General features: G+C 38.3%; 25 protein-coding genes. 17 read left to right on the top strand and 8 right to left on the bottom strand.

Annotated elements, in window-relative coordinates; genetic code table 11:
* Positions 1–2 precede the first annotated feature (2 nt).
* The 9 genes from ruvA to pal all read left to right on the top strand — a co-directional run bounded on the left by ruvA (position 3) and on the right by pal (position 8,313).
* Complete coding sequence (gene ruvA, locus AC1PJ9_RS09655) at positions 3–602, top strand: Holliday junction branch migration protein RuvA (protein WP_311086779.1); 600 nt, start codon at positions 3–5, stop codon at positions 600–602.
* Between the two features lie 8 nt (positions 603–610).
* A complete protein-coding gene (gene ruvB / locus AC1PJ9_RS09650) occupies positions 611–1,615 on the top strand; it encodes a Holliday junction branch migration DNA helicase RuvB (RefSeq protein ID WP_002052424.1) in 1,005 nt (334 codons plus the stop codon).
* Positions 1,616–1,819: 204 nt separating this feature from the next.
* Complete coding sequence (locus AC1PJ9_RS09645; RefSeq protein WP_311086778.1) at positions 1,820–3,154, top strand: M20 family metallopeptidase; 1,335 nt, start codon at positions 1,820–1,822, stop codon at positions 3,152–3,154.
* Positions 3,155–3,365: 211 nt separating this feature from the next.
* The gene (gene ybgC, locus AC1PJ9_RS09640; protein ID WP_004699892.1) at positions 3,366–3,773 is read left to right on the top strand and encodes a tol-pal system-associated acyl-CoA thioesterase; all 408 of its coding nucleotides are present in this window, start codon (positions 3,366–3,368) and stop codon (positions 3,771–3,773) included.
* 23 nt (positions 3,774–3,796) lie between these two features.
* On the top strand, positions 3,797–4,495 hold the full coding sequence (gene tolQ, locus AC1PJ9_RS09635) for a protein TolQ (RefSeq protein WP_311069436.1): 699 nt from the start codon (positions 3,797–3,799) through the stop codon (positions 4,493–4,495).
* On the top strand, positions 4,495–4,947 hold the full coding sequence (gene tolR / locus AC1PJ9_RS09630; RefSeq protein WP_311086777.1) for a protein TolR: 453 nt from the start codon (positions 4,495–4,497) through the stop codon (positions 4,945–4,947). Before tolQ ends, tolR begins: the two co-directional genes overlap by 1 nt.
* A 3-nt stretch (positions 4,948–4,950) precedes the next feature.
* Positions 4,951–6,351: a cell envelope integrity protein TolA gene (tolA, locus tag AC1PJ9_RS09625; protein ID WP_311086776.1), complete on the top strand. Its 1,401-nt coding sequence runs from the start codon at positions 4,951–4,953 to the stop codon at positions 6,349–6,351.
* Between the two features lie 90 nt (positions 6,352–6,441).
* The gene (gene tolB / locus AC1PJ9_RS09620) at positions 6,442–7,722 is read left to right on the top strand and encodes a Tol-Pal system beta propeller repeat protein TolB (RefSeq protein ID WP_263614380.1); all 1,281 of its coding nucleotides are present in this window, start codon (positions 6,442–6,444) and stop codon (positions 7,720–7,722) included.
* A gap of 27 nt (positions 7,723–7,749) precedes the next feature.
* Positions 7,750–8,313: a peptidoglycan-associated lipoprotein Pal gene (pal, locus tag AC1PJ9_RS09615; RefSeq protein ID WP_263614381.1), complete on the top strand. Its 564-nt coding sequence runs from the start codon at positions 7,750–7,752 to the stop codon at positions 8,311–8,313.
* Positions 8,314–8,367: 54 nt separating this feature from the next.
* Here pal and AC1PJ9_RS09610 read toward each other — a convergent pair whose 3' ends face one another.
* Positions 8,368–8,556: an NF038105 family protein gene (locus AC1PJ9_RS09610; protein ID WP_002052586.1), complete on the bottom strand. Its 189-nt coding sequence runs from the start codon at positions 8,554–8,556 to the stop codon at positions 8,368–8,370.
* Positions 8,557–8,738: 182 nt separating this feature from the next.
* Here AC1PJ9_RS09610 and AC1PJ9_RS09605 point away from each other — a divergent pair, with 182 nt between their 5' ends.
* The 5 genes from AC1PJ9_RS09605 to AC1PJ9_RS09585 all read left to right on the top strand — a co-directional run bounded on the left by AC1PJ9_RS09605 (position 8,739) and on the right by AC1PJ9_RS09585 (position 12,007).
* The gene (locus tag AC1PJ9_RS09605) at positions 8,739–9,710 is read left to right on the top strand and encodes a class 1 fructose-bisphosphatase (protein ID WP_311086775.1); all 972 of its coding nucleotides are present in this window, start codon (positions 8,739–8,741) and stop codon (positions 9,708–9,710) included.
* Between the two features lie 57 nt (positions 9,711–9,767).
* Positions 9,768–10,544 (top strand): TrmH family RNA methyltransferase, encoded by a 777-nt coding sequence (locus tag AC1PJ9_RS09600; RefSeq protein WP_311086774.1) that lies wholly within the window; start codon positions 9,768–9,770, stop codon positions 10,542–10,544.
* 159 nt (positions 10,545–10,703) lie between these two features.
* Entirely contained in the window at positions 10,704–11,318 is a 615-nt protein-coding gene (locus AC1PJ9_RS09595) for an RNA polymerase sigma factor (RefSeq protein WP_311086921.1), read from the top strand.
* Positions 11,308–11,628: a hypothetical protein gene (locus AC1PJ9_RS09590; protein WP_002052599.1), complete on the top strand. Its 321-nt coding sequence runs from the start codon at positions 11,308–11,310 to the stop codon at positions 11,626–11,628. Before AC1PJ9_RS09595 ends, AC1PJ9_RS09590 begins: the two co-directional genes overlap by 11 nt.
* A complete protein-coding gene (locus AC1PJ9_RS09585) occupies positions 11,618–12,007 on the top strand; it encodes a DUF3106 domain-containing protein (RefSeq protein ID WP_022575263.1) in 390 nt (129 codons plus the stop codon). Before AC1PJ9_RS09590 ends, AC1PJ9_RS09585 begins: the two co-directional genes overlap by 11 nt.
* Positions 12,008–12,089: 82 nt before the next feature.
* Here AC1PJ9_RS09585 and AC1PJ9_RS09580 read toward each other — a convergent pair whose 3' ends face one another.
* The 4 genes from AC1PJ9_RS09580 to cxpE form a co-directional block, all read right to left on the bottom strand.
* The gene (locus AC1PJ9_RS09580; protein ID WP_311086773.1) at positions 12,090–14,528 is read right to left on the bottom strand and encodes a CSLREA domain-containing protein; all 2,439 of its coding nucleotides are present in this window, start codon (positions 14,526–14,528) and stop codon (positions 12,090–12,092) included.
* 15 nt (positions 14,529–14,543) lie between these two features.
* A complete protein-coding gene (rbtA, locus tag AC1PJ9_RS09575) occupies positions 14,544–16,394 on the bottom strand; it encodes a rhombotarget A (RefSeq protein WP_311086772.1) in 1,851 nt (616 codons plus the stop codon).
* A gap of 328 nt (positions 16,395–16,722) precedes the next feature.
* Positions 16,723–17,421: a DnaA regulatory inactivator Hda gene (hda, locus tag AC1PJ9_RS09570; RefSeq protein ID WP_001249536.1), complete on the bottom strand. Its 699-nt coding sequence runs from the start codon at positions 17,419–17,421 to the stop codon at positions 16,723–16,725.
* 20 nt (positions 17,422–17,441) lie between these two features.
* A complete protein-coding gene (cxpE, locus tag AC1PJ9_RS09565; RefSeq protein WP_311086771.1) occupies positions 17,442–18,635 on the bottom strand; it encodes a chloramphenicol efflux transporter CxpE in 1,194 nt (397 codons plus the stop codon).
* A gap of 135 nt (positions 18,636–18,770) precedes the next feature.
* Between cxpE and purM the strand changes: the two genes are divergently transcribed.
* Both purM and purN read left to right on the top strand, forming a co-directional pair.
* A complete protein-coding gene (gene purM / locus AC1PJ9_RS09560; RefSeq protein WP_191001246.1) occupies positions 18,771–19,841 on the top strand; it encodes a phosphoribosylformylglycinamidine cyclo-ligase in 1,071 nt (356 codons plus the stop codon).
* The gene (purN, locus tag AC1PJ9_RS09555) at positions 19,838–20,467 is read left to right on the top strand and encodes a phosphoribosylglycinamide formyltransferase (RefSeq protein ID WP_263614387.1); all 630 of its coding nucleotides are present in this window, start codon (positions 19,838–19,840) and stop codon (positions 20,465–20,467) included. Before purM ends, purN begins: the two co-directional genes overlap by 4 nt.
* A 64-nt stretch (positions 20,468–20,531) precedes the next feature.
* Here purN and AC1PJ9_RS09550 read toward each other — a convergent pair whose 3' ends face one another.
* Both AC1PJ9_RS09550 and sppA read right to left on the bottom strand, forming a co-directional pair.
* Positions 20,532–21,341, bottom strand: a complete 810-nt coding sequence (locus AC1PJ9_RS09550) for an alpha/beta fold hydrolase (protein ID WP_263614388.1) — start codon at positions 21,339–21,341, stop codon at positions 20,532–20,534.
* A gap of 19 nt (positions 21,342–21,360) precedes the next feature.
* Positions 21,361–22,377, bottom strand: a complete 1,017-nt coding sequence (gene sppA, locus AC1PJ9_RS09545; RefSeq protein ID WP_233929962.1) for a signal peptide peptidase SppA — start codon at positions 22,375–22,377, stop codon at positions 21,361–21,363.
* 136 nt (positions 22,378–22,513) lie between these two features.
* On the opposite strand from sppA, the gene AC1PJ9_RS09540 reads away from it, so the two are divergent.
* On the top strand, positions 22,514–23,497 hold the full coding sequence (locus AC1PJ9_RS09540) for a lysophospholipid acyltransferase family protein (RefSeq protein ID WP_311086770.1): 984 nt from the start codon (positions 22,514–22,516) through the stop codon (positions 23,495–23,497).
* On the opposite strand, the gene AC1PJ9_RS09535 is transcribed toward AC1PJ9_RS09540, so the two are convergent.
* Complete coding sequence (locus AC1PJ9_RS09535; RefSeq protein WP_311086769.1) at positions 23,450–25,882, bottom strand: DNA internalization-related competence protein ComEC/Rec2; 2,433 nt, start codon at positions 25,880–25,882, stop codon at positions 23,450–23,452. The genes AC1PJ9_RS09540 and AC1PJ9_RS09535 overlap by 48 nt on opposite strands.
* Between the last annotated feature and the right edge of the window lie 33 nt (positions 25,883–25,915).

The raw sequence follows: 25,915 nt of genomic DNA, 5'->3' as shown, positions 1-25,915 counted from the left end.
CAATGATCGGATGTTTAATTGGCGAAGTGTTTGCCCTAGAAGCCCCAACTGTCTTACTTAATGTAAATGGTGTGGGTTATGAAATTGATACTCCACTTTCAACATTTTGCCAATTACAAAAAGGCCAGAAAGTTACGCTATGGACGCATTTAGTTGTGCGTGAAGATGCACAGCAGCTCTACGGTTTTAGCGATGCTCAAGAAAAAACTATTTTCCGCACCTTATTAAAAGTAAATGGTGTTGGTCCGAAAATGGCATTAGGTATTTTATCAACGTTAAGCGTTGAGTTATTGGTTCATACCATTGAACATGATGATATTAATACATTGGTTAAAGTTCCGGGCGTTGGTAAAAAAACAGCTGAGCGCTTAATGATTGAACTACGTGACCGTTTTAAAACCTTGGCTCAAGGCACTTCAACTGCGGCGGCCATACCTCAAATTCAATTTGCTGCAAACTCTCCTGTTGCAGAAGCAGAAGCTGCGCTGCAATCTTTAGGTTATAAGCCACTTGAAGCACAAAAAGCGGTTGCTGCAGTTAAAGCCGATTACACTGAATCAGCCGATATTATTCGTGCTGCTCTTAAATCAATGATGAAGTAAACACACCTATGCAAGACCGTCTAATCAGTGGAACAGAAAAACCTGAAGATCATTTTGATCGGGCTATCCGACCAACTTCCCTTGCTGACTATATTGGGCAACCTGTTGTACGCGAGCAAATGGAAATTTTCATCGGTGCTGCTCGGGGTCGAGGTGAAGCTCTCGATCACACGCTGATTTTTGGTCCGCCGGGCTTAGGTAAAACCACACTTGCGAACATTATTGCACGTGAAATGGGCGGTAACTTAAAGTCTACTTCGGGTCCTGTTCTAGAACGTGCTGGTGATTTGGCTGCGATGCTCACGAATCTTGAAGAAGGTGATGTTTTATTTATTGATGAAATTCACCGTCTTTCACCAGTAATTGAAGAAATTCTGTATCCAGCTATGGAAGATTACCAATTAGACATCATGATTGGTGAAGGCCCTGCTGCTCGTTCAATTAAACTCGATTTGCCGCCTTTTACCCTAGTTGCTGCAACTACACGTGCGGGCTTACTCACCTCACCTCTACGTGACCGTTTTGGTATTGTGCAACGTCTTGAGTTCTACTCTGTAGAAGACTTAACGCATATTGTGTCACGCTCTGCAAACTTAATGGATGTACCGATTACAGTGGAAGGTGCAGAAGAAGTAGCTCGTCGCTCACGCGGTACACCGCGTATAGCTAATCGTTTATTACGACGTGTTCGTGACTACGCACAAGTGAAAGGCACAGGCGAAGTAACCCATGAAATGGCACAACGTGCGCTTGATATGCTCAATGTTGATAAAGCTGGCCTAGATACCCTAGACCGTCGTTATTTGAGCATGTTACTCGAGCGTTTTGATGGCGGTCCTGCTGGAGTTGAAGCGCTTGCAGCAGCTATGGCTGAAGACAGTGGCACACTTGAAGATGTGATTGAACCTTATTTAATTCAGCAAGGTTATGTCATGCGTACTGCTCGAGGTCGCATTGCAACCAACCAGTCTTATTTACAGTTTGGTATGACACCACCTGAGCCTAAAAACTAATCAAAGGAAGAGAATTTTCTCTTCCTTTTTTAATTTAACGGTTCTTCTTAACTCAAATAAAAATTGCTTTATCAATAATTTAGCCACTCCATACCTTTTAAGTCTTTCTTTATACCTTATTGATTTTTTAATATTTTTAAAAACTGAATTATAAGCAATCTAGATATTAAATCTTATGAACAATAATATTTTTAGGATAAGGACATGTATAAGAAAGCCGCTTTAGTTTTTCCACTCGCCTTAATGAGTCAACTGAGCCTAGCAGATTGGGTCAAAGATGCCGCACAACAAAATGAAAATCAGGTCATTCAATTAAGACAACATATTCATCAAAATCCTGAACTGGGCAATATGGAAGTTAAGACATCTGCCCTTGTTCAAAAAGAATTAAAGTCTTATGGCATTCAAGTCAAAACAGGTTATGCAAAAACAGGTGTTGTAGGTATTTTAAAAGGTAATAAACCCGGCCCTATTATTGCGCTTAGAGCAGATATGGATGCGCTACCTATGGAGGAAAAAAGTGGTGTTCCATTTGCGAGTAAACAAAAAGCAATTTATCAAGGTAAAGAAAATTACGTAATGCATGCTTGTGGACATGATGCCCATACCGCAATGCTATTAGGTGCGGCAAAAATTCTGGCTGCCAATAAAGATAAAATATCAGGTACGGTTGTCTTTGTTTTTCAACCTGCGGAAGAAGGTGGAGCAGATATAGACAACTTCACACAAGGTGATCAAATCGGCTCCAGAAAAATGATCGCAGATGGCGCATTTAAAGATTATAAACCTGAAGCCATTTTTGGAATCCATGTCATCTCTGGTATGCAAAGTGGCCATCTTTATTATAAAGATGGCGCCATTTTAAATAGTGCAGACCATTTACGTATTCAGGTCAACGGCAAGCAGGTACATGGTTCTACCCCTTGGTTAGGTAGAGATTCAATTTATGCATCGGCACAAATGATTAATAATTTACAAAGCCTTATTAGCCGGAGAACCGACCTTACCCAAGGCATGGGCGTAGTGAGTATTGGCAATATTCAAGGTGGTACAGCAGGAAATGTTATCCCTGAACAGGTCAATATGGTTGGGACTATTCGCTCTAATAACGAACAGATACGAGCAAATATCTTAAAAAGTTTACCAGTCATGATAGAGCATAATGCTCAAGCCAATGATGTGACTGCTAAAGTTGAAATTGCACCTTATGCTCCAGTAACTATGAATGACAAAGCACTGACTCAGCTTATTCAGCCAACTTTAGTCAAGGTTGTTGGAAACTCAAAACTCCATGTTTTAGATCATAATGCAAGCGCAAGTGAAGATTTTGCCTATTATGGCAAATTAATGCCGTCATTCTTTGTTTTCTTAGGCGCAACACCAGAAAATCAGGACTTAACTCAAGCTGCACCAAATCATAGTCCTTATTTTATTGTAGACGACAAGGCCTTAAAAACAGGAACTGAGCTGCATGTAAGATTCGTATTAGATTATCCGAATATATCAAAACAAGTTCAAACCTCATGGAAGCCCTCTTAACTCAAAAGCATGCTAGCCATAAGATGTACCGTTTTTAGATTATAAATAGAGCAATCGCAATTGAAAGGTTGTGCCATAGGACTTAGTATGCAATCTGCTAAACTGCCCCGTATTTAAAAGCAGATGTATGACTTTGATTAGAACTGATGTTTTATTCAGCAGTCATATTTTAAATATAAAGCTCTATAGTGAACTAAAGCGGAATACTCTCATGGCGAATCATTTTGAATTCAATATTCGTGTTTATATCGAAGATACGGACGCAGGCGGTATCGTTTACCACGCCAACCACATTCGCTATATGGAACGTACCCGTACAGAATGGCTCCGTGCTTCTGGCGTTGATCATTACTGGCATCAAAAAGACTACAACTTTGTTGTCCACAAAATCGACGTAAAATACATGCGCCCTATCTTAATGGATGACCTAATTACTGTTACAGCACGTGTAGTTTCATGTAAAGCTGCGTCATTTGTGTTGCAACAAAATATTTATCGTGGTGAAATCTTGCTTGCTTCTGGCGAGGTTGAGTTGGCATGTTTAAGTAAAGAACTGGTAGCTCGTCGTCTTCCAGAAGAAATACGTGATCTTATTCGTAAAGAATTGGAACAAGACTAAAAAAACAACCGGCATATGTAACTATGGCAACAAACATTGAATCAACCCTGCATATTTCTGACCTTATCTTACAAGCAAGTCCAGTCGTCCAATTGGTCATGCTGATTTTATTGTTAGCATCAATCTTTAGTTGGTACCTCATTGCCAAGTTACATATGGGTTATAAAAAAGCACGTCAAGGCGATGAACATTTCCAGAAAATGTTCTGGTCTGGTGCTGAACTTAATACTCTCTATAACAATGCACAACTCAACTCAAAACGTTCAGGCCTTGAAGATATTTTTTATCAAGGATTGAGTGAGTTTTTTAAACTTAAAAAACGTCAAGCATCTACTTCTCAAACGATTGAAGGCACCGAGCGTATTTTACGTGTAGGTTTAAGTCGTGATCAGGGTACTCTTGAATATGGTCTAGGCACTCTAGCAAGTATTGGTTCTGTTGCCCCATATATCGGTTTATTCGGTACTGTTTGGGGAATCATGAATGCTTTTATTGGTTTGGCTGCCGTTGACCAAGTGACGTTAGCTACGGTTGCACCAGGTATTGCTGAAGCACTTATTGCAACTGCAATTGGTTTATTTGCTGCAATTCCTGCGGTATTAGCTTTTAACCACTTTACAGCTAAAAGCGAAAGCGTCTACTCTGACCGCGCACTATTTGCCGAAGAGATGATTGCTTTATTGCAACGTCAATCTGTGGGTTCATCACAGGAAGATGCATAATGGCCATTCAACGTTCAGGGCGCTTTGAGCGCATAAAAAAACCATTAAAAAGTGACATGAACGTCGTGCCTTATATCGATGTAATGCTAGTACTTTTGGTTATTTTCATGGTGACTGCGCCCATGATTACTAGCGGTATCAAAGTCGATTTACCTCAGGCAAATAATCGTCCAATTGAATCCAAAGATATGCCAGCCATGGTAACGATTGGTAAAGATGGCAATATTTATCTTCAATATCAAGATTATAAAGACAACGAGCCACTTTCTCGTGAAAAGCTTGAATCTGTTCTAAGTGAAGCACAAAAGCAAGCTGAGCAAGAAAACAAACAACTTACGGTTTTAGTGAATGGTGATAAGTCGCGCCCTTACGGTGAAGTCATATCATTGATGGCAAGTTTACAAGAAGCAGGTTTAACTCAAGTTGGCCTTCTGACAGAGCCTTTAAAATAAGCTATGAACAAAAATCAAAAGCCTCCTTTTAAACAAAATGCGATTGCATTGGGCTTCACACTTGGAGTTCATGCAATTGCCATTGTCGGCTTGCTTTTTTTAGGCTTAAGTAAACCACCTGAACAGCCAAAAAAGCTGACGACTATCTTAGTTAAGCCAGAAGATTTACCACCACCTTTAGCAAAAGAAGTTGAGCAACAAACTACTGCAGAAAATCAGGCGGAAGAAGTTTTAAGCCCAATTGTGGATGAAAATCTTCCTCAAAATCTTCCAGCAGTACCATCACCTCCTCTTCCGCCCACAGCACAACATCTGGTTGCCCAAAAGCAAAAAACTGAGCAAGCAAAATTAGCTGAGGAAAAACGTAAAGCCGAAGAAGCTGCTAAAGCGAAGCAAGCTGCGGAACAACAACGTTTAGAGGAAGCTCAAAAACAGCAGGCTGAAGCTAAGCGTCAAGCTGAGGCAAAAGCTGCAAAAGTTGAAGCCGAACAAAAGCGTAAAGCTGAAGCTGAGGCAAAAACCAAACATGAGCAAAGTGAGGCTCGCAAGGCTGAAGAAGCTGCTAAACGTAAAGCTGAGGCCGAGGCAAAACTGAAACGTGAAGCTGAAAATGCAAAACTTCAAGCACAGCAAGAAGCAAAACGTAAAGCTGAAGCTGAGGCAAAAGCTAAACATGAAGCTCGTAAAGCTGCTGAAGATGCTAAACGCAAAGCTGCTGAGGATGCGAAAGTTAAACAGCAGAAAGCGGCTGAAGATGCCAAGCGTAAAGCTGAGGCTGATGCAAAAGCTAAACATCAAAAAGCAGCTGAAGATACCAAGCGTAAAGCTGAAGCTGATGCAAAGGCTCAAAAGCAGAAAGCGGCTGAGGATGCCAAGCGCAAAGCTGAGGCTGATGCAAAAGCTAAACACCAAAAAGCAGCTGAGGATGCCAAGCGTAAAGCTGAAGCTGATGCAAAGGCCCAAAAGCAGAAAGCGGCTGAAGATGCTAAGCATAAAGCTGATGCTGACGCAAAAGCGAAACAGCAAAAAGCTGCTGAAGATGCAAGACGTAAAGCTGAAGCTGAGGCCGAAGCAAAAGCTGCATCTGTTAAAAAAGCACAGGAAGAAGCTGCTCAGAAAAAGGGTGAAGCCAAAAAAATTGCATCTTCAGCGAAGCGTGATTTTGAGCAGAAAATTAGAAATGCTTGGGATATTCCAGCAGGAACATCAGGTCAAAAAGCAACTGCGCGTGTAACGTTAAGTGATAGTGGAGCTGTATTATCAGTTATTGTTAGCTCTAGCAACCCAGATGTTAAAGCCAGTGTAGAAGCTGCTATTCGTTCTGCTGCGCCTTACCCTATGCCATCTGATCCTGATGCTCGACGCGAAGCAAGATCATTCAGTTCAACATTTACTGCAAAATAAGTATCTTGTTACATGCTTTAAATAGTTTAAGGCATGTAACTATGTTACAAAATCCACAGTCACAAAAATGCCTTCAATGACTTTAAACCTATGAAAACGAGCCGCAAACACCTTTTAGCCTTAACGCTGCTTACAGCATTAAGTCCTCTTGCACCGACAGCTGCCTTTGCTCAACTACATTTAGAAATTGCAAAAGCACCTGATCAGGCACCTAAAATCGCTATTGTTCCTTTTAATAATGACAATGGACTTTATCCAATTGTTGAAACTGACTTAAACCGTTCAGGACGTTTCACAAGTTCATCGAAAAACTTACCTGCAAATGCTGCCATTAATCAGATTCAAGCATCTGATTGGCAAGCTGCTGGTATTCCATATGTTGTTACTGGGCAAATTAAGCAAACAGCTGATGGGTTTGAAGTCCATTACCAACTTTATGATGTACAAAAACAGCAATATCTTCTCAATGAGTTGTTGAATGTTCCTGCTTCACGCATCCGTCAAGCTGGTCATATGGTTAGTGACGCTATTTATCAAGCATTAACTGGTATTGCAGGTGATTTTAGCGGTCGTATCGCTTATGTATTACGTAACCCGGCAACTCCTGCGGAACGTTACACTTTACAAATTGCCGATACAGATGGTGAGCAACCAAAAACTGTTCTCTCTTCACGCGACCCAATTCTATCTCCAGCATGGACTCCTGATGCTAAAAAAATTGCTTATGTTTCTTTCGAAACTAAACGCCCAGCAATTTACTTACAAGATCTATCTACTGGAACACGTGAAGTACTTACCAGCTTTAAAGGCTTAAATGGTGCGCCAAGCTTTTCACCAGATGGCAAATCAATGCTATTTACAGCATCGATGAATGGTAACCCTGAAATTTATCAAATGGATTTATCAACTCGCCAAGTCAAACGTATGACAAATGACTCTGGCATTGATACAGAAGCACGTTACACACCAGATGGGAAAGCTTTTATTTTTACATCTGACCGTGGAGGCTCTCCTCAAATTTATCGCTATGATTTTGGAGATGGCTCAGTAAAACGCTTAACATTTAAAGGGTCATTTAATGCTCGTGGTACTTTAAGTGCAGATGGCAAAAAAATTGCACTAGTGCATCGACCAAGTGGTAGTAACTATAAGGTTGCTATCCAAGATATTAATACAGGCATTGTCAATATTCTTACCCCAACGAGTTTAGATGAATCACCAAGTTTCTCACCAAATGGGCAAATGGTGGTTTACGCAACTCGTGAAGGGAACCGTGGTTTACTGTCTATCATGTCCACTGATGGTCGTTTCCGTATGAATTTACCGAGTGAACAAGGTGAAGTACGTGAACCAGCCTGGGCACCTAAATAACTTTTTATTCCATTGATGGAGATGATGATGAAATCAATCAAATATTTGGCCCTTCCTCTACTTAGTGTAGCGCTTGTCATGACAGGTTGTGCGAGCCGTAAGCCTGCAACAACGGCAACTACTGGTACTACAAACCCAAGTACAGTAAACACAACCGGTTTAAGTGAAGATGCTGCATTAAATGCCCAAAATTTGGCAGGTGCTTCATCAAAAGGTGTAACTGAAGCAAATAAAGCTGCTTTAGCTAAACGTGTTGTTCACTTCGATTACGACAGTAGTGATTTATCTGCTGAAGATTATCAAACACTTCAAGCCCATGCTCAGTTCCTCATGGCAAATGCAAATTCAAAAGTTGCATTGACAGGTCATACAGATGAACGTGGTACACGTGAGTACAACATGGCTTTAGGTGAACGTCGTGCAAAAGCAGTTCAAAGTTATCTCATCACAAATGGTGTAAATCCACAGCAACTTGAAGCTGTAAGTTATGGTAAAGAAGCTCCTGTTAACCCAGGCCATGACGAATCAGCTTGGAAAGAAAACCGCCGTGTTGAAATTAACTATGAAGCGGTTCCTCCTCTATTAAAATAAGACACTCCAAAAAATAAACGCCCACATATGGGTGTTTATTTTTTGATTCTTAATTTAAGAGGATTTGTTTTCCTCTTCTTCTGAATGTTGCATCGACTCAATCAAATCATGCTTATTAAAAGCTTTATATTCAGGTTTTGCTTCATAGTCTTTCCAAGCTTCCTGAACACTTTCTTTCGAAATTTCTTCTAAATTGATTGGTTCGCCTGCCGTGGGGGTCGCATCAAACTTCTTAGTTGTCATTTCGATTCTCCTAAATATACATTCCTTTGCTATGCAAACAACATACCATGTAAAATGAGGCTTGTAAGCATAAATGCAACACAAATAAAGTAAGATAATTTTTATTTTCCGGCATTCTCATCTAGAATATGCCACGTATTTATTTGACTCATTTTGATGCTTGCGCACAGGAGCGTTTTTTTATGTCCAACCTCACATTGTCCCAATTTTTACAACAAGAAAAAGGGAACCTTACACCTGAGTTGGCCCAAGTCATCGACACGATTGCTACGACTTGTAAAACCATTGACCAAGCCCTACAAAAAGGTGCTTTGGCTGGAATTTTAGGTAGTGCAGGTAATGAAAATGTTCAAGGTGAAACACAGAAAAAACTTGATGTGATTTCTAATGATTATTTAATTGATGCGTTAAAAGTTCATCCTCATGTTGGTGGTCTTGCATCTGAGGAACTTGATGACTTTACACCTGCGCAAGAAAACGGCGAATACTTAGTATTATTCGACCCATTAGATGGTTCAAGTAACATTGATATCAACATGTGCGTAGGAACAATCTTCTCGATTCTTCCTGCAAAAAATGCAGTAACACAAGCACAAGATTTCATGCAAGCAGGTACTCAACAGGTTGCTGCTGGTTATGTGTTATATGGCCCATCAACAATGATGGCTTTAACCGTTGGAAATGGTGTAGCGTTCTTTACTTTAGACCCAGAAACTCAAACATTCTTACTTACTACAGAGAATGTTCAAGTATCAGCAGATACTCAAGAGTTTGCTATTAACGCATCTAATCAGCGTCATTGGGAACAACCAGTAAAACAATATATTGAAGAGTTACTTGCAGGTAAAACATCTGTACGTGAAAAAGATTTCAATATGCGTTGGGTTGCATGTATGGTGGGCGATATTCACCGTATTTTATGCCGTGGTGGTATTTTCCTTTATCCATATGATCTAAAAGATCCGAAAAAAGCTGGTCGTTTACGTTTAATGTATGAAGCTAACCCAATGAGTATGCTCATTGAACAAGCAGGCGGCGCATCAACTACAGGCCGTGCTCGTATTTTAGATATTGAACCAACAGAGCTTCACCAACGTGTTCCGGTAATTATCGGTTCTAAAAACGAAGTTGAACGCGTAACAAGCTATCATTAATAATTAAATTATAGAGGGCGTCATATAGTATGATGACGCCCTTTTGGATATATCCTTATGGCGGTTATTTTTTTAGAATCAAAAGACAATGCAAAAATTAAACATTTGCGTGGTTTAATTGAACTCAATAGCGCCCGAAAAAAGCATCAGCAAACAGTTCTTGAAGGTACTCACCTTTGCCTAGCTTGGTTACAACAACAGAAAAAGCTCTTTTCGTTGTTTACGACTGAACAGGCGTTGGAACATGACGATTTAAAGAAAATAATTGAACTCCATCAGGGTCATGTCTTTATTATCAGTGAAGTTTTATATAAAGATTTAAGTACTTTAGGTAATACCCTTCCTTGTTTAGCTATTATTGATCTGCCTAAAACTGCATTAACGATTGACTATAACGTAGATACGTTAATTCTAGAGAATGTACAAGATCCAGGTAACGTAGGTACATTATTACGTTCAGCAGCCGCGGCAAATATTAAACAAATTATTTGTACGCAAGGCTCTGCTTCTCTTTGGTCTCCACGCGTTTTAAGAGCAGGTATGGGGGCTCATTTCAGCTTACATTGTTTTGAAAACTTCCAATTGACCGATATTCTTCCTAAATTCGATATTCCTGTTTTCGTTACAAGTTCTCATCGCTCGACCAGTCTTTATTCAAAAGACCTTTCAAAGCCATGTGTTTGGATTTTAGGTAATGAAGGACAAGGCGCAAGTGATTATGCTTTAGAACACGCACAATCCGTGACAATACCGCAACCAGGTGGTCAAGAGTCATTAAATGTAGCTATTGCAGGATCTATTTGTTTTTTTGAGATGGTTCGCCAGCGCCAATAAAACGTTAATTTATTTTACATCGCTCATATTTGTGAAAAAAATCATTTACACTACTAAAAAATAGCCGATTGTTGTCAACCTCCCACCTCTTTTCAACGTTATATAAGAGATATATTGAAGATAAGGTGGGTACGTCCAATGACAGGATTTTCCATCTCCATGGATTTAGCACCGAAAAAGTCTCGATCGGAAACATCTAGTGTTCATGCCAGCACGGCTGAACAACGCCTAAAGGTTTTTATGCAAGATGTTACTGGTCGTGCTTTAGTGATGATGGAGAGTGCTACCCAAGGTCAACAAGGCATTGCCATGGACTTGGTTCAAGAAGCATTTATTGCTTTACACAAGTCTTACGCCGATCGAAGTACTGAAGAATGGTATCCGCTGTTTTATACTATTCTAAACAACAAACTTCAGGATTGGCGCCGCAAAGAAGCACGTCGGGCAAACCCATTTTCATTCTTCAAAAAAGTTAGTCTAGACAATGATGATGAAGAAATCATTGATATTGTCGATGAAAAAGCAATCAATCCAGCAGATTTTCTAGATCAAGCAGTGACCATAGAAGAAATTCAGGAAGCGATTGCAAAACTACCTGTTCGTCAACAACAAGCTTTCATGTTACGTGCGTGGGAAGGTTTCGACACCCATACTACAGCACAAATTATGAACTGCACTGAAGGTAGTGTAAAAACCCATTATCATCGAGCAATTCAGGGACTTAGAGAGTACTTAGCGCATTTAAATCCCATGGGAGGTTCTAATGAATCATGATGATTTCACTAAAAAGGTGACGTCTAAACTCGATAGTTTAGCCCATCACCATAAAAATAAAACAGTGGTGATGAATCATGTGCTTGACCATATCCAACAAAAACCAGCCTCTTTTTACAGTGTCTGGAAAATGACTGGTTTTGCACTTGCTGCAGCGATTACTGGTTTTGTTATTTTACCAAATTCGGTAGATATGATGGATAAGCCACAAAATCAAGTTGTTGTAAATCCTAAATTATCTCCACAAATGGTGGAAGATTTAGAAATGCTGATGGTGTTGGGTGAGGATAAAGTTCAACATGGTAGCTAAAAAGTTAGCACTTATCCTTTGTTCATTAAGTTTCCTGCAAACCAGTTTTGCGGGTTTTGAACGTTTCTGGATTTTTTCTAAAGATGCCAATACTCAAGTAGACGATACTTGGAATGCTCTATCTGAAGAAGAGCAACGAGCAGTAATTAAACGTTATCAAAGTTTAAAAGAATTACCACCAAACCAAAGCGCTAACTTGCAACAACGCATGGATTGGTTCAACCAACTTCCAGATGCAGAAAAGCAAAAAATGCGCGAAGCTTGGCAAAAAATGAGTACACAAGAGCGTAATGATTTACGTCAGCGTATGTTAAAAGCAAGTGCTGATGAAAGAACTGCTATACGCGAAGAATATATCAATAAATATTTAGAGCACTAAAAAATCACTTTTTAACAATGTGCTATTTAAACATCTAATAACAAATAAAAAAGCCTCCGATGGAGGCTTTTTTATTTTGCTTTTACTTACGATAACGTCTATAAGCAATCAAACCTAGCAGTGATGTAAGAGAGAAGATTCCGATACTTCCTCCACCGCCACCACTTCTAGAATCATCGGTTGTAGTTGCTGTGCTTACTAAGTTAATTGTTCCCGCTTTGGCTGAAATGGTTCCATCTGCGTCATAAACATAGTAAGTCAATGTATCATTGAAAGTATTAAATACATTTTTTGCTTGAATATAGATGTTGCCACCATAACACGTATTTTTACTATCTTTGCCTGGACATGGACCTTCCCGATCAGCTTTGATTACCGTAAAAATTCCATCTTTTGATGTTTTACTCGGTAAGTAAATTGGTAGCTCAGCACCTTGATCATTTACCCAAAATGAAGGTTTATTAGGTTTAGTACTAAGTGTATTAACGGGTCCATCACCATCATCATTTGCATATTTAAGTAAATTTAGTGGAATAATTTCATTAGCTAAGTATTTAAAGCTTATCGTACCATCTCCTGAAACAGGGGCAATATTTGCAAATTTCGCTTTAATCAACCCGCTACTCAGTTCCTCCCCAGTTTTAGTGGTAATTGTATATTTACAAAATTCATATGTTGTATTTGAAGTAACATCATCATCAACACGATAAAAGAGAATTTGCTGTACTGTCGGATTCCACTCACACCGCTGATTTTTCTTAGTCTCAGTATCTGATGTTAAATCTTCTACTTTCTGTCCAACACCTAGTGGTTCTGCTTTAACGCTATAATCAGTCGTATTAAAAAACTTCAATACATGATTCGTGTCTTCACTTGGCAGTGGAAAACCATAGTTTTTTAAATCTATATAGATAGCTCGATATTTTGTATTTACATGAGCAGTATCATTCTTAAATTTATCAAGTAAATCCTTAAATTCAGCTAAACGAACTTTATAATAAACAATAAAATTTGATGGTGTAGTTGGATCTTTTAGCAAACCATCATACAAATCGTAACTTTTCTGAAAAGTATCTAATAAAGTCGTAAATGAGATATTGCCTAAACCTTCTAAGTCACCTGCTGTAAGCTTCATTAATTCAATTGAACCAATATCACAACTATTTTTAATGTTGCCTAGCGTTTGATAATAATACGTATTACTTACCAATCTGGATAATCCACGTTGGTCTTGATTTTGACATGTACCCTTATTTTCTGCATCTACATCGATCAAATCTGTTGCTGAGAAATTATTTTTAGGGTAATAAATTGGTAAAAAACCATTATTCTCATTAGCTTCTTTTAAAGGCTCTAATAAAGTACTAAAGACTTCATTTTTTATATCAATATTTGTATTGCCTGTAGGAATTAATTCTGTAGGTACATCACATTTTGGACTATTACCTGTTAAGTTTAATGCATTAAATTTCAAATTTAATCCAGTATCTTTTTCTGCTGCCGCCGCTCCTAATAAGTATCGACATGCGTAAGTACCAGTATTAAATGCTAATATATTAAAATTTAAATCTTTTTTTCCTAATTTATCATATAGGAAAGTTGTATTTGCAGAGTTCTCAACTATTGTATTGTTTTGCAATGCTAAACTACTAGATGAGCTTAAATTACTAGTTTGATTCTGTGATGGATCAGCATCTCCAGTAAATTTAAGAATACTACCATTAGTAAGGCTGGCTATATTTTTCGCAATTGTATTATTTGTAAAAGTCGCTGTAGGGCTACCACAAAAGTCAAAAGTACTTATAGAATCTGTTGCCCCATTATCTATAAAGCTATTTGAGTCAAGCGATAAAGTACGTGCGCTGTATGTGTTATTAAACATACAACTCATTGCAAGAATACTACCTTCAATAGAAGACTTACCATTGCCTTGGATCAAGGAATGATTCATCGTTAAACTAGCATTACTTCCTCCAAGATAAATTGCTCCACCTTTAGGAGCTTGCGAATTTAGAATCTGGCTATTTTTTAGAGTTATATCCGCACCAGCATAAATTGCACCACCTTGTTCAGTACTTTTGCCATTTTCTAAAATGATATTAGTCAACGCTAAAGGTTGTTGGGAAACAGCTGTATTAAAGATACGTGATTTTCCACCAGCATTTATATGGGTTTGAAGCGGTTTTTGAGCTGGATAGTCATTAGTTAAGACCCCTTTTCGCTCCCAATCTGTTGCCTCTTTACCAATGATATTTAAAGCAACTTTAGGAGTTAACTCTTTATTTAAAGTATAAGTACCAGCTTCGAGTTGAATTGTATAATTCTTATCAATTGCGGGAACTTCACATCCTCCATAAGATTTTCGCATTTCTGCTGCTGTAATAGCTTCACGTAAAGAACATGCATTCATGTTCTCATTATCTTCATCATCAAATGTTGTAACTTTTATTGTGGTTTGAGCCATTAAAGGCATTGCTGCGATAACAGCAATCACACCTAGTGCTTTTTTATAATTCTTCATAGTCCTCATCCCTGATTATGACTTGAAACGGCGTAATGCAATTAATCCAAATAACCCTAAAATTAATCCACTACCAGCACTTCCCCCTCCACCTGTGCTCACAGACTTATCTTCGATGCCAGATACAGGTTCTTGGACTACAGTTGCAGGAATAGTAATATATTGGAAATCTGAACCATCATTAAATCTTGATACACTCGTAACAACTTGAATTTTAAAAATGTCTGCACCATGCCAATTTCCATTTGGTGTGTAAACAACATTTCCATTCTGATCTAAAGTAACAGTACCTTTAGAAATTGGTGTATCAGTACTTTGTATAACTTTAAGACATCCAGGTTGCCATTCTTTACCATCAGGACGGTCACCAAATAAACGTTTACATGTAGCAGGAGTGACCAAATCTGCTTCACTCAAAGAGCCTAAAATACTAAATTTTGCAACTTGACCATATTTAATATCTTGGCCAACTGGAGCAATTTGGTTATCTAAAATATATTCAATTGCACCTAAATCACAAAGTTCATCGTAACCACTACGATTTTTACCACGTTGATCATATCTTTCACAGCTTGCTAAACCAATTGAAGAACCATCACTATAAAGACGTCCTTTATTTATGATTAATGAATCAGATAAACTTTGATAACTTTCAAGTAACCGTGGTCTAAAGAAACCGAGAAAACTATCTTTTGGCGTATTGTAAGGGCATAATAATCCAGTCGGAGAGGTTACATCACATACACCTTCATCACTATCACCCGCAATCAGCTTCTCACTCGCGGGATAAAGAATATTAGGGAGCTTTGCAGTAGCATTACGATTACATTCTGCTGTAACTAAATTACTTTGTATGACGGCCTTGTCAGTCGTACTTACCTGACAATTAACAGTATTTCCTACTAATATACTATTTGAAACCGAGGCATTACTTTGTGGAGCATCAAGAAATAGCCCTTTATCATTTTTAATCATTGTAATGTTATTAACAAACATTCCGTCTCGGATGTTCGCAATAAAACCACCTTTATTATGAAAAATTGTACTATTACTTATACCAATTGCTCTGGAAGTTAAATATCCTCCCGTACTTTCATCGGCAAATTTAGTTTGTGTATAAAGTAAAGCATTATCTGCCGTTGTAACTTCATTATCACGTATTACAGATTGAGTAATAAAATAGAGCGGCATTTCACTATATAGAACGCCACCTTGAGCTGCTTTATTATTCTGAATTAAATTATTGATAAGCGTAACTGCACCAGCAGTATTTGTCGTATTAGATAAATTACCTGCGTTATAAATTGCACCACCTCGTGTTGCATAACCATTTATCAAACGTGAATTTCGAATAATTAATTGTTCATGGTTATAAATCAACCCGCCTTCTAATGCTGTCGTGTTAGGACCTGCACCTTGTAAATTAAGATCGCTTAAAGAAACAGAAAAAGATGCTTTTTCAACATTCTCATCATCAATCTTAAATAGCTGATCTGTACCCACCATTTTTATTGTCGCGTTATGCGAACCTGGTTGATCATCTACTAAAGTAGAATCATTTTTTGCTGTACTAATTGTAAGAGGAGCTGTAATCGTTATTCGGGTATTTAATGCATATTCTTTATCACGCTGTAAAATAATATTTGATGAAGCATCTTTATTTCCACAGCCATGGTAACCATTTGCATATTTTTCTACATCGGCTGCATTAGATGAACCACGATAATTTAGAAACTGTACAGCTTCTCGTAGCGTACATACCGTATCATCTTTATCTTCATCAACTAAGCTTGTGACTTGAATATCAGCAGAATAAGCGTGCCCAGCAGCAGCCAATAATGCAAAAGCAATGCTCCGTTTGAGCATACCCTTCTCCTTACCTATTTTTTTCATTTTTCTTTGTCAATATTGCAAAGTTTCCACTTTTGCAAACGCATCCTTTGTGCGTACTTTGTCACAGGAATCAGAATTTCTCAAGATGTTTTGATCGGTCTATAGCGTCATTTTAGATAAGTAGCTTTATAAATATTTGGACAATTAAACATCTATTGATATATGGAAATTTTACTTATGAAAAAATTTAACATTTCACTCTAAGGCTTAAAGAATAAGTATTTAATAGTTCTTATTTTATTTTTATATTAGAAAACCGAACTTAGTCTAACCAACAAAAAAGACAGAATATAAGAAGTGTTTATTGTTGGTATTCATCAATCAAAGCATAGATTTGTCTTAAAGTTGCATTTGAAAGCTTAGTCTTCTCACCTTTAAGAAGTTTCTCTAGTTGAGCTACGGTCTGCAACAATACAGAAGCCTGATGAGGTCCATGTAAAAGTAAATAATCTACAATCTGCTGATCGAAATGGATACCACGTCTCGCCATAACAGAAGTGACTAAAGCATAGCGGTCCGCATATAAACTTCCACTTGGCACTTTTACGCTGACTGCTTGAGTAAGACGTGATTGTAAGTCTGGCAGCTCCAGTTTTAATTCAATCGGTGCAACACGTGAAGAAAATACAAGTTGCCCTTCATGGTTATTCATTAAATGAAAAACCGCTTTTTGCCAGTGCGGCACACCACTAATAGATTCAATGTCATCTAAAGCAACTAAATCATAGTGCTCTAAACAGGTAATTGCCTCTATGGGAGCATCAAGAAGTTCTAGCAAAGAAACTTTAATCGCAGACTTACCCACTTCCAAATAAGAATCACAAATCGCCGAAAGCAAATGACTCTTACCTGTTCCTGCACCTCCATAGATATAAAATCTATTTACTAGACCCGCATGTAGTTGACGCACTGCATCGACTACATGCCCCCAACCTGGTCCCGAAAAATCACTGATTCGGGCATCAAGTTGAGGTTCTATATCCAGTTGGAGTTGACGCATATAATGAATTGGCCTTGAAATTATTTCTGATCTGAAAGATTCGGGGTATCTGTATCTTGCTGTGTTTTAACTTCAAGATCAAGTTTAGTATTTCCAGTTTCTACATGAATTTGCTGAATATTACCCTCTTGTACAAATAATTCCGAGTAAGCGCCATAAAGACTACTTTTTTCATAGTTATCTCTTAGATGTTTTAAGAGTACAACAATGACGGCAGCCACAGGTAATGCAATGAGCATTCCTAAGAAACCTGCAAGTTGGGCACCTGCCAATACAGCAAATACAACCGCAACAGGCGAAAGACCAATTTTATCACCGAGTAGAAAGGGTTGTAGAATATAGCCTTCTACTGCTTGACCAATCATAAAAACCACACCAACGAGTAGTAAGTGGGTCCAGTCCAGTCCAAACTGGAACAAACTTGCAATAACGGCTGCAATAATACCGACAGCAAATCCCAAATAAGGAATAATACTGGCAAGGCCAGCCACCATCCCAATAATAAGTCCGACCTCTAGCCCAATTAACTGTAAACCTACGGCATAGACTACGCCGAGTAAAAGCATAACGAGGAACTGACCTTTAACAAATGCTCCTAAAACGCTATGGCACTCACGAACGATTTGTAAAGTAGTCTCTTCATATGGTCGTGGAATGAGACGACGTAAGTTCAGTAACATACGGTCCCAATCAAGCAAGAAATAGAAAGCAATAATTGGAATTAAAACAATTGTTCCACCAATCTGAATAAAATTCAGACCTGATTGTGCAAGCTTTAATAAAACAGCTTGAATACTATCGGCACTATAATTGGTCTGAACATAATCCATGACCGCTTTGGACATTTGATCGGTATCAATTTCCATTTGCTGAACATGGAATGTTGAAGAAATCCATGGTAACAGCTCTGCATTAATCCAATGAATTCCGGCCGGTATACTATCTCGTGCATAAACAAATTGTTTCCAGATGAGTGGAACCAAATACCATAATGCGACAGTCAAAGTTACACCAATACCGATAAAAACAATGCTAATTGCCAACCAACGAGGTAGCTTAATTTTGACTAGAACATCGACCAGTGGACTAAATAAATAAGCCAGGAAAAAAGCACCAAGAAATGGAATGACCACAGGCTTGAGCAAGTATAATACCCATACCAGCAATACAATACCTGCGAGTAAGAAAATACGGCGCAGTATACGATCTTGCATAAAATATAGCCTTTTTTGATTTAATCGTTATAAATGGAAAAATATTTTTATTAAAGATAGCATTTTCGAGCATAAATAACATAAGAGTTTCGTATATTCAGGTTATAATCTGCCGCCAATGCGGAGACTTCATTTATGAGCAACTCAACTTCTACCCCAAATACCGGTTTAAGCTACAAAGATGCGGGTGTTGACATTGAAGCGGGCGACGCACTGGTCGATCGTATCAAGTCAGTCGCTAAACGTACAACTCGTCCAGAAGTAATGGGCGGACTTGGTGGCTTTGGTGCACTATGCAAAATCCCTAAAGGTTACGAAGAACCTGTTTTGGTTTCGGGAACTGACGGCGTAGGTACTAAATTACGTTTAGCTCTTAACCTTAATCGTCATGACACAATCGGCCAAGACCTTGTCGCGATGTGTGTTAACGATCTTTTGGTTTGTGGTGCAGAACCATTATTCTTCCTCGATTACTATGCTACTGGTCACTTAAATGTAGACGTAGCTGCCAATGTAGTTACAGGTATCGGTAAAGGTTGTGAACTTGCAGGTTGTGCACTTGTAGGTGGTGAAACAGCTGAAATGCCAGGCATGTATGAAGGCGAAGATTACGATCTTGCTGGTTTTGCCGTAGGTGTTGTTGAGCAAAGCAAAATTATTGATGGCTCTAAAGTAAAATCTGGTGATGTACTTATTGGTGTTGCATCAAGCGGTGCTCACTCAAATGGTTATTCATTACTACGTAAAATCTTAGATGTTAAGAATGTAGACTTAACTCAAGTGGTTGATGGTCGCCCTCTTGCAGATGTTGCAATGGAACCAACACGTATTTATGTAAAACCAGTTCTTGAGCTTTGCAAACAAGTTGATGTACATGCTATGGCACACATCACTGGTGGCGGTTTACCTGGTAACTTACCACGCGTATTACCAAATGGTGCTCAAGCTGTAATTAATGAAGCTTCTTGGGAATGGCCAGAATTATTCAAACTTCTACAACGTGAAGGCAATGTAGAACGTTTTGAAATGTACCGTACCTTTAACTGTGGTGTAGGTATGGTGATTGCAGTTGATGCAAACGATGCAGAAAAAGCAATTGAAGTGCTTAATGCTCAAGGTGAAAAAGCTTGGAAAATCGGACATATCCAAGAAAATGCTGAATCAGTGGAAGGTGCAGACGAAAAAATTCGTGTGATCTTTGAATGATGAAAATTGCTGTTCTAGTCTCTGGGAACGGCAGTAACTTACAGGCCTTGATAGATGCACGTCTATCAGGGCAAATTGTAGGTGTATTGTCCAATAAAGCCGATGCTTATGCCCTAGAGCGTGCTCAAAATGCTAATATCGCAACAGCGGTAATCTCGCATAAAGACTTTCCTAGTCGTACCGATTTTGATGAAGCGATGCATCAGCAACTTATGGCGTGGCAAGCTGATATCGTTATTTTAGCCGGTTTCATGCGTATTTTAACTGCAAACTTTGTCGATCAATGGCAAGGTAAAATGCTTAACATCCATCCTTCGTTATTACCTGCTTATAAAGGTGTTAATACACATCAGCGTGTATTAAATACAGGTGATCGATTGCATGGTTGTACAGTTCACTTTGTAACTTCCGAACTTGATGCTGGTCAAGCAATTGCTCAATCTGCAATTGAAGTCAAAGAACATGACAATGTTGCCTCTTTGGCAGAACGTGTACATAAACTTGAGCATTTCATTTATCCTCAAGTTGCAGAGTGGTTATGTAATGGCCAACTGACATGGAAAGATGGACAAGCCTATTTCCGTAATCAAATTCTTGAACACCCTATACGTTTTGCATCTTGGTAAAAGCTTTGCTCAACGTAAATTAAAAAAGGACATGCATGCATGTCCTTTTTTAATGAAAGTCTTATTAGTGTGAATTGCTATGAATAAGCTTCTTAATATAATTCACTGTGTCAATCGGATGCTCTAGTGGGAACATATGCCCTCCTTCAACGACACTAAATGGAATTCCCATTTTACGCTTTGCCATTTGAGGGAAACCTCTTTTTAAGAAGGCACTCTCTTTACCTACAACTAAATGTACAGGCATTTTCGGTTTTGGCATAGGTAGCCACCACCAAGAAGGATTTTTACGGAATATCGCAACTTCATCTTCACGAGAAATAGTTAACGTTACGCCGCCACGTACTGAATCTTCTTTCAAAGCATAATCAATGTAAGCTTGAAAGCAGTCCTCATCAAAGTCTTTATAAAAACCTTTTGGACGTAACAAAGAAGCAGCTTGCTCACGAGACTCCCAATGCTCACGACGACGTGCAGATAAACCTGCAGGTGTCATGTCATCAACTATCTTGGGTTTAAACAGTTTTGCCATATGAAAAGCAAAAGAGTATCTACCCAAAATAAGAGGTGGATCTAACATTATCACTTGTGAAAAAAGCTCAGGGCGTTTAAAAGATGCCATTAAGGTCAAAACTGAACCCAGCGAATGACCAAGTCCAATCACCTTTCGCCCTTTAGCTTGACGAACAATACTATCAATCACCTGATCAACTAAAAAAGGCCAATGATCGGTAATCGGATAACGTTTGTCAGGACCAATGAGTGGAACATAAATGATGTCATACTCATCTTTTAATTGATTAAACAATTTTTGATACACCATAGATGGCACACCGTTGGCATGCGCAAAGTGTATAACCGGTTTTACTGACATACCGTTATCCTGATTTAAATTATTGTAACTTGGCGTTTTGACTCGTCTCTAAACGTTGAGCAACCGACTCACTTAAGCCTTTACCCATTTCTGCACCCATTCGACCGAGAATAGATTGTAGTGGGTTACGTTCAATCGTGTAGTCAACTTTATTATCAAGCTTCAGTTCACGCATCAAGCTTGTAATGTTACCTGAGCGGTCAGCAACACCTAACTGGATTGCTTGTTCACCAGTCCAGAAAAGACCAGAGAAAATAGCAGGGTCATTCGATTTTAAGCGTTTCCCGCGTCCTTCTTTCACTGCATTAATAAAATGAGTATGGACATTATCGAGTACAGACTGAATGTGCTCTCTTTGTACAGGATTGATCGGTTTTGTCATACTTAAAATGTCTTTATTAGTGCCCGCTGTCAAAGTACGGTCTTCAATTCCGAGTTTTTGAGCTAAACCAGTAATGCCATAGTTCGGCATAATGACACCAATTGAACCGACCAAACTTGATGGATTCACAATAATTTCATCAGCAGCAGAAGCAATATAATAAGCACCAGAAGCACCCATATCACCAATTACTGCATAGACTTTCTTGTCAGGATGTTCTTTTTTCAAATAGCGAATTTCTTGCCAAATTTCATCCGACTGAACAGGAGAACCGCCAGGAGAATTAATATTAAGTGCAATTGCTTTACTATTTGAAGCTTCAAAAGCACGTTTAAGCGCTTTATTCGTATCTTCACTATTTACTGCTTGATTACTTGAAGCATCAATGGTTCCAACAATATCAACTACAGCCAGATGAGCACTGCTACTACTTGCTGCTGAGCCTTCTTTGCTGGTTGAGCAACCCTTGCCCATTAACACAACAATAAATAATAGATAAATAAAAGTAAGTGTTTTAAAGAATATACCCCAGCGACGACTACGGCGTTGTTCTTCTACAGAAGCCATTACAGCTTTCTCAAGGATTTGCCATTCTGGTCCGTTCTGTTTAGGGGTTATAGGTTCATTTTGTGGTTTTGGTGGCCAATCGGACATAAAATTCCAATCCAAATCAATCGAAATGATGTCATTATATACGTTGATTTGATAAAAACTGTCTAAATAATATGATTTCATTTATAATATTTTTGTCTTTTTTATTTGTTGTTCCCTCCTTACCTTACTGCTATAGATGACTAGACCAGATTCAAAAAGCATGAACTATCAATTACTCAAAACATTTAGCCGACTACCTATTCAATTTGGGCGCTCTATTGCTCGTCTATTGGCTGGTCTTGTAAATACCTTAAAAATTACTAAAACCTCAAAAAGTATAGAACTTAACTTAAGAATTGCTCTGCCCCACCTAACACCACAACAACGTATAGCAATTACAGAAAAGGCTATACGTAATGAATTAACCTCATATTTTGAGTTTTTAAGTATTTGGGGTTCATCGAACCAAGAAAATATTGCTCGTATTCATCGTATAGAAGGCGAACAATATTTTCATGATGCTTTAGCAGCGAAGAAAGGTGTTGTACTCATTGTTCCTCATTTTGGTACATGGGAAGTGATGAATGCATGGTGTGCCCAGTTCACATCAATGACCATTTTATATAAACCAGTCAAAAATGATGATGCTGACCGTTTTGTACGAGAAGCTCGCAGCCGTGAACAGGCGAATCTCGTCCCAACCGATGAAACTGGCGTAAGACAAATTTTTAAAGCACTTAAGCAAGGTGAAACTACAGTAATTTTGCCAGATCATACTCCGAACGTTGGCGGAGATATGGTGAACTATTTTGGTGTTCCACTTGCTTCAAGTAATTTAAGTGCCAAGCTCATCCAAAAAACTAAAGCGAAAGCTTTATTTCTTTATGCAATCCGTAATGAAAATGACGGCTTTACCATGCATATTGAACCTATGGATAAGAAAATCTATGAAGGCTCTGCGGACGATGGCACGTATGTCATCCATCAAGCAATTGAGCAACTCATTCATAAATATCCAGAACATTACCACTGGAGTTATAAACGCTTTAAAGCAAACCCAGCTTTAGATAATGTTTATAATGTTGACCCTTCAGAAGCGATTAAAACTGTGAATAGACTCAAAGCTGAAGCTTTAAAGAACACTACGCAACCAGAGCCGCTCAAAACGTCGGTCATGTAAAACCATTTTGTGATTTTCCAGAACAAAACTTAACTCCCCTTGCTCTACTGTGCTTTTAAGTGGGATATGAAGGGCTTTTAAACGATTTATAACCTCTTGGCTAGGATGGCCATAACGGTTATCAAACCCTGCCGATGCAATTGCCAGTTTTGGTTTTAGGGTTGCTAGAAAATCATAAGCCGAACTGTGTTTGCTTCCATGATGCCCTAATACCAAAACATCTACTTTTAAGCTTGGATAGTCTTTTAACAGCTCGTATTCTGCTTCCCAGCCCGCATCTCCCATAATCAGAAAATTTTGATAATCACTAACTCCTTTGAAATGAAGATATACCACACAGGAATATTGATTCTGTTGAGAAGGTACAAAAACTAAATCTTTTTGTTTAGGCCATAAAACTTGGATATCCACCTCTGGATATTGCCAGTGTTGACCTTGATGGCAATATTGAAATGACTGCTTGAAAGTATTTGAAGATTGTTCATTTGAGAGAACCTGCTTTACAGGAATCTCCTGCTGAATGGCAGGAAAAGCGCCACTATGATCTTGGTCAAGATGAGACAATACAACACGATCTAATTGTTTTACACTTTGTTGGCGTAAAAATGGGACTACAACATTTTTACCAATACTAAAGATCTTTTCATCGTAAGAGCCGCCTGTATCAATTAGCCAGTTTTGTTCAGGATGTTGTAAGAAAATAGCCTGCCCCTGCCCAACATCTAAAATATGAAGCTGAGTTTGCTGGTTCGTTTTATTCACTATAATGAGAGGTAAGCAACAGAGTAATCCCCACGTTTTTGGCAAGGCTCCTTTAGGCAAAAATAAAATAAGAATACCTAAACTAACTGCAAATAGAGCCAGTGGCGTCAAGCTTATACCCTGTAATGGTAAAGAGAGTTTTTCTAATAGGTCCAAACAACTCAGTAAGATACTGAGTAAAATATCATTGAAATGAAAAAGCATATTTCCAAATGGTTTTACTACAAACCATGCGCAAGCAGCCATGATATTTAAAGGGACAATAACACCACCAATAATAGGCACAGCAATAATATTGGTTAATGGTGCAACCCAAGAAATTTGTTGAAAGAACAGTAAGGTTAAAGGACTCAATGCAATAAATATTTTGCCTTGAGACTCAATTAACACCTTACTCATAAAAATCAGTTTTGAACTCAGACTTAAAAAATGTTGCTCAGGTAATTGCACTATAGTTTGGTAAATTCTTAATAAAATAAAGCATGCCCCATAAGACAGCCAAAAACCTGCAGAAAGGACACTAAACGGGTCCATTAGCAACAGTAGACTTGCGCTATATACCAGTAATGCAAATGGTTTAAGGGGTTGTTTTAATACTAGGAAAGAAATAAATATAAAGACTGACAACAATGTCCGTAGTGCAGGAATTTCAAACCCCACAAAAGCTGTATAAATTAAAACACCGAAGCAGCATGGCACAGCCATCAAAACCTGTTTCGGTTTCCATAAATAAATTTGAGGGTAATAACGACAAATGAGTTGATGACATACCCAAGACAACATAATGGAAAAAATAAGTACATGTGGACCCGAAATCGCCAATAAGTGAGCAATTCCTAATTGTTTAAATTGTAGTTGAGTTTCATCTGATAAAAGACTTTCATCACCAGTCAGCAAAGCTAAAAGTAGGCCCTTTTGCTGTAATGAAGAATTGTGTAATAGGTGCCTAAAAGTTAAGCGAAGCTTTTCTATATTTAAATGAAATCTATTAAAAAAGGACTGCTGTTCTCTTAAATGCTGTTGATATCCCAATCGATATATTTCATCAAGGCTTAAAAGCTCAATATGCTGAACAATAAAACCAGACATGATATTTCGCTGAACAAACCACCTTTCCTGATCAAAAGCTCCTGCTGTGGCATAACTATGAGCAGGTTTTGTTTTTCCAGATAGTCGATAGTAATGGCCTAATTCAAGTTCTTGACTGCCCTTCAACACACCCTGATTATTATTTTTTAAATACAATAGCCAATTTACTGGTTCTTTTGATAAGTTTAATACTTGTGCAGTTTGTTGAACTTTATTGTCTTTTTCTTCACTGATTTGCTTTATATAAACAATAATATCTAAATTTTTTGAATCCGTTTCTCTTTGTTGTAAGCGTTCGATCAGCGTATTCTCGGCATATTGATACCCGACAATAAACAGACTTGTTGTACATAGCAGGCAATAAATAGCCTTTAAAAGTGGTCGGCCAACGAATACTGAGCGTCTAAAAAGATAAAAAATAAAGGCAAGTAAAAGTAGAACTTTAGCTACTTCTCCATATTGCATAATTAAAGGTAAATTAATACCTATTAATGCAATACCGCCAATCCACCCCAATAGAATAATTTTAAACATTCAAAATCTTGTCATTATCATTTTAGGGGCAAA

The organism is Acinetobacter sp. 70_2, assembly GCF_056736115.1.
The sequence above is the reverse complement of the archived record's forward strand: the minus strand, read 5'-3'. Positions and strand labels throughout refer to the sequence as shown.

Excerpts from the sequence above, each read along its gene's own strand:
- cxpE (WP_311086771.1), bottom strand. The coding sequence starts at position 18,635 with ATGCAAGATCGTATACTGCGCCGTATTTTCTTACTCGCAGGTATTGTA.
- AC1PJ9_RS09595 (WP_311086921.1), top strand. The coding sequence starts at position 10,704 with ATGGATTTAGCACCGAAAAAGTCTCGATCGGAAACATCTAGTGTTCAT.
- hda (WP_001249536.1), bottom strand. The coding sequence starts at position 17,421 with ATGCGTCAACTCCAACTGGATATAGAACCTCAACTTGATGCCCGAATC.
- sppA (WP_233929962.1), bottom strand. The coding sequence starts at position 22,377 with ATGTCCGATTGGCCACCAAAACCACAAAATGAACCTATAACCCCTAAA.
- ybgC (WP_004699892.1), top strand. The coding sequence starts at position 3,366 with ATGGCGAATCATTTTGAATTCAATATTCGTGTTTATATCGAAGATACG.
- AC1PJ9_RS09600 (WP_311086774.1), top strand. The coding sequence starts at position 9,768 with ATGGCGGTTATTTTTTTAGAATCAAAAGACAATGCAAAAATTAAACAT.
- tolA (WP_311086776.1), top strand. The coding sequence starts at position 4,951 with ATGAACAAAAATCAAAAGCCTCCTTTTAAACAAAATGCGATTGCATTG.
- AC1PJ9_RS09585 (WP_022575263.1), top strand. The coding sequence starts at position 11,618 with ATGGTAGCTAAAAAGTTAGCACTTATCCTTTGTTCATTAAGTTTCCTG.
- ruvA (WP_311086779.1), top strand. The coding sequence starts at position 3 with ATGATCGGATGTTTAATTGGCGAAGTGTTTGCCCTAGAAGCCCCAACT.
- AC1PJ9_RS09605 (WP_311086775.1), top strand. The coding sequence starts at position 8,739 with ATGTCCAACCTCACATTGTCCCAATTTTTACAACAAGAAAAAGGGAAC.
- AC1PJ9_RS09550 (WP_263614388.1), bottom strand. The coding sequence starts at position 21,341 with ATGTCAGTAAAACCGGTTATACACTTTGCGCATGCCAACGGTGTGCCA.
- AC1PJ9_RS09645 (WP_311086778.1), top strand. The coding sequence starts at position 1,820 with ATGTATAAGAAAGCCGCTTTAGTTTTTCCACTCGCCTTAATGAGTCAA.
- AC1PJ9_RS09590 (WP_002052599.1), top strand. The coding sequence starts at position 11,308 with ATGAATCATGATGATTTCACTAAAAAGGTGACGTCTAAACTCGATAGT.
- AC1PJ9_RS09580 (WP_311086773.1), bottom strand. The coding sequence starts at position 14,528 with ATGAAGAATTATAAAAAAGCACTAGGTGTGATTGCTGTTATCGCAGCA.
- AC1PJ9_RS09610 (WP_002052586.1), bottom strand. The coding sequence starts at position 8,556 with ATGACAACTAAGAAGTTTGATGCGACCCCCACGGCAGGCGAACCAATC.
- rbtA (WP_311086772.1), bottom strand. The coding sequence starts at position 16,394 with ATGCTCAAACGGAGCATTGCTTTTGCATTATTGGCTGCTGCTGGGCAC.
- tolB (WP_263614380.1), top strand. The coding sequence starts at position 6,442 with ATGAAAACGAGCCGCAAACACCTTTTAGCCTTAACGCTGCTTACAGCA.
- purN (WP_263614387.1), top strand. The coding sequence starts at position 19,838 with ATGATGAAAATTGCTGTTCTAGTCTCTGGGAACGGCAGTAACTTACAG.
- tolQ (WP_311069436.1), top strand. The coding sequence starts at position 3,797 with ATGGCAACAAACATTGAATCAACCCTGCATATTTCTGACCTTATCTTA.
- AC1PJ9_RS09540 (WP_311086770.1), top strand. The coding sequence starts at position 22,514 with ATGACTAGACCAGATTCAAAAAGCATGAACTATCAATTACTCAAAACA.
- ruvB (WP_002052424.1), top strand. The coding sequence starts at position 611 with ATGCAAGACCGTCTAATCAGTGGAACAGAAAAACCTGAAGATCATTTT.
- tolR (WP_311086777.1), top strand. The coding sequence starts at position 4,495 with ATGGCCATTCAACGTTCAGGGCGCTTTGAGCGCATAAAAAAACCATTA.
- purM (WP_191001246.1), top strand. The coding sequence starts at position 18,771 with ATGAGCAACTCAACTTCTACCCCAAATACCGGTTTAAGCTACAAAGAT.
- AC1PJ9_RS09535 (WP_311086769.1), bottom strand. The coding sequence starts at position 25,882 with ATGTTTAAAATTATTCTATTGGGGTGGATTGGCGGTATTGCATTAATA.
- pal (WP_263614381.1), top strand. The coding sequence starts at position 7,750 with ATGAAATCAATCAAATATTTGGCCCTTCCTCTACTTAGTGTAGCGCTT.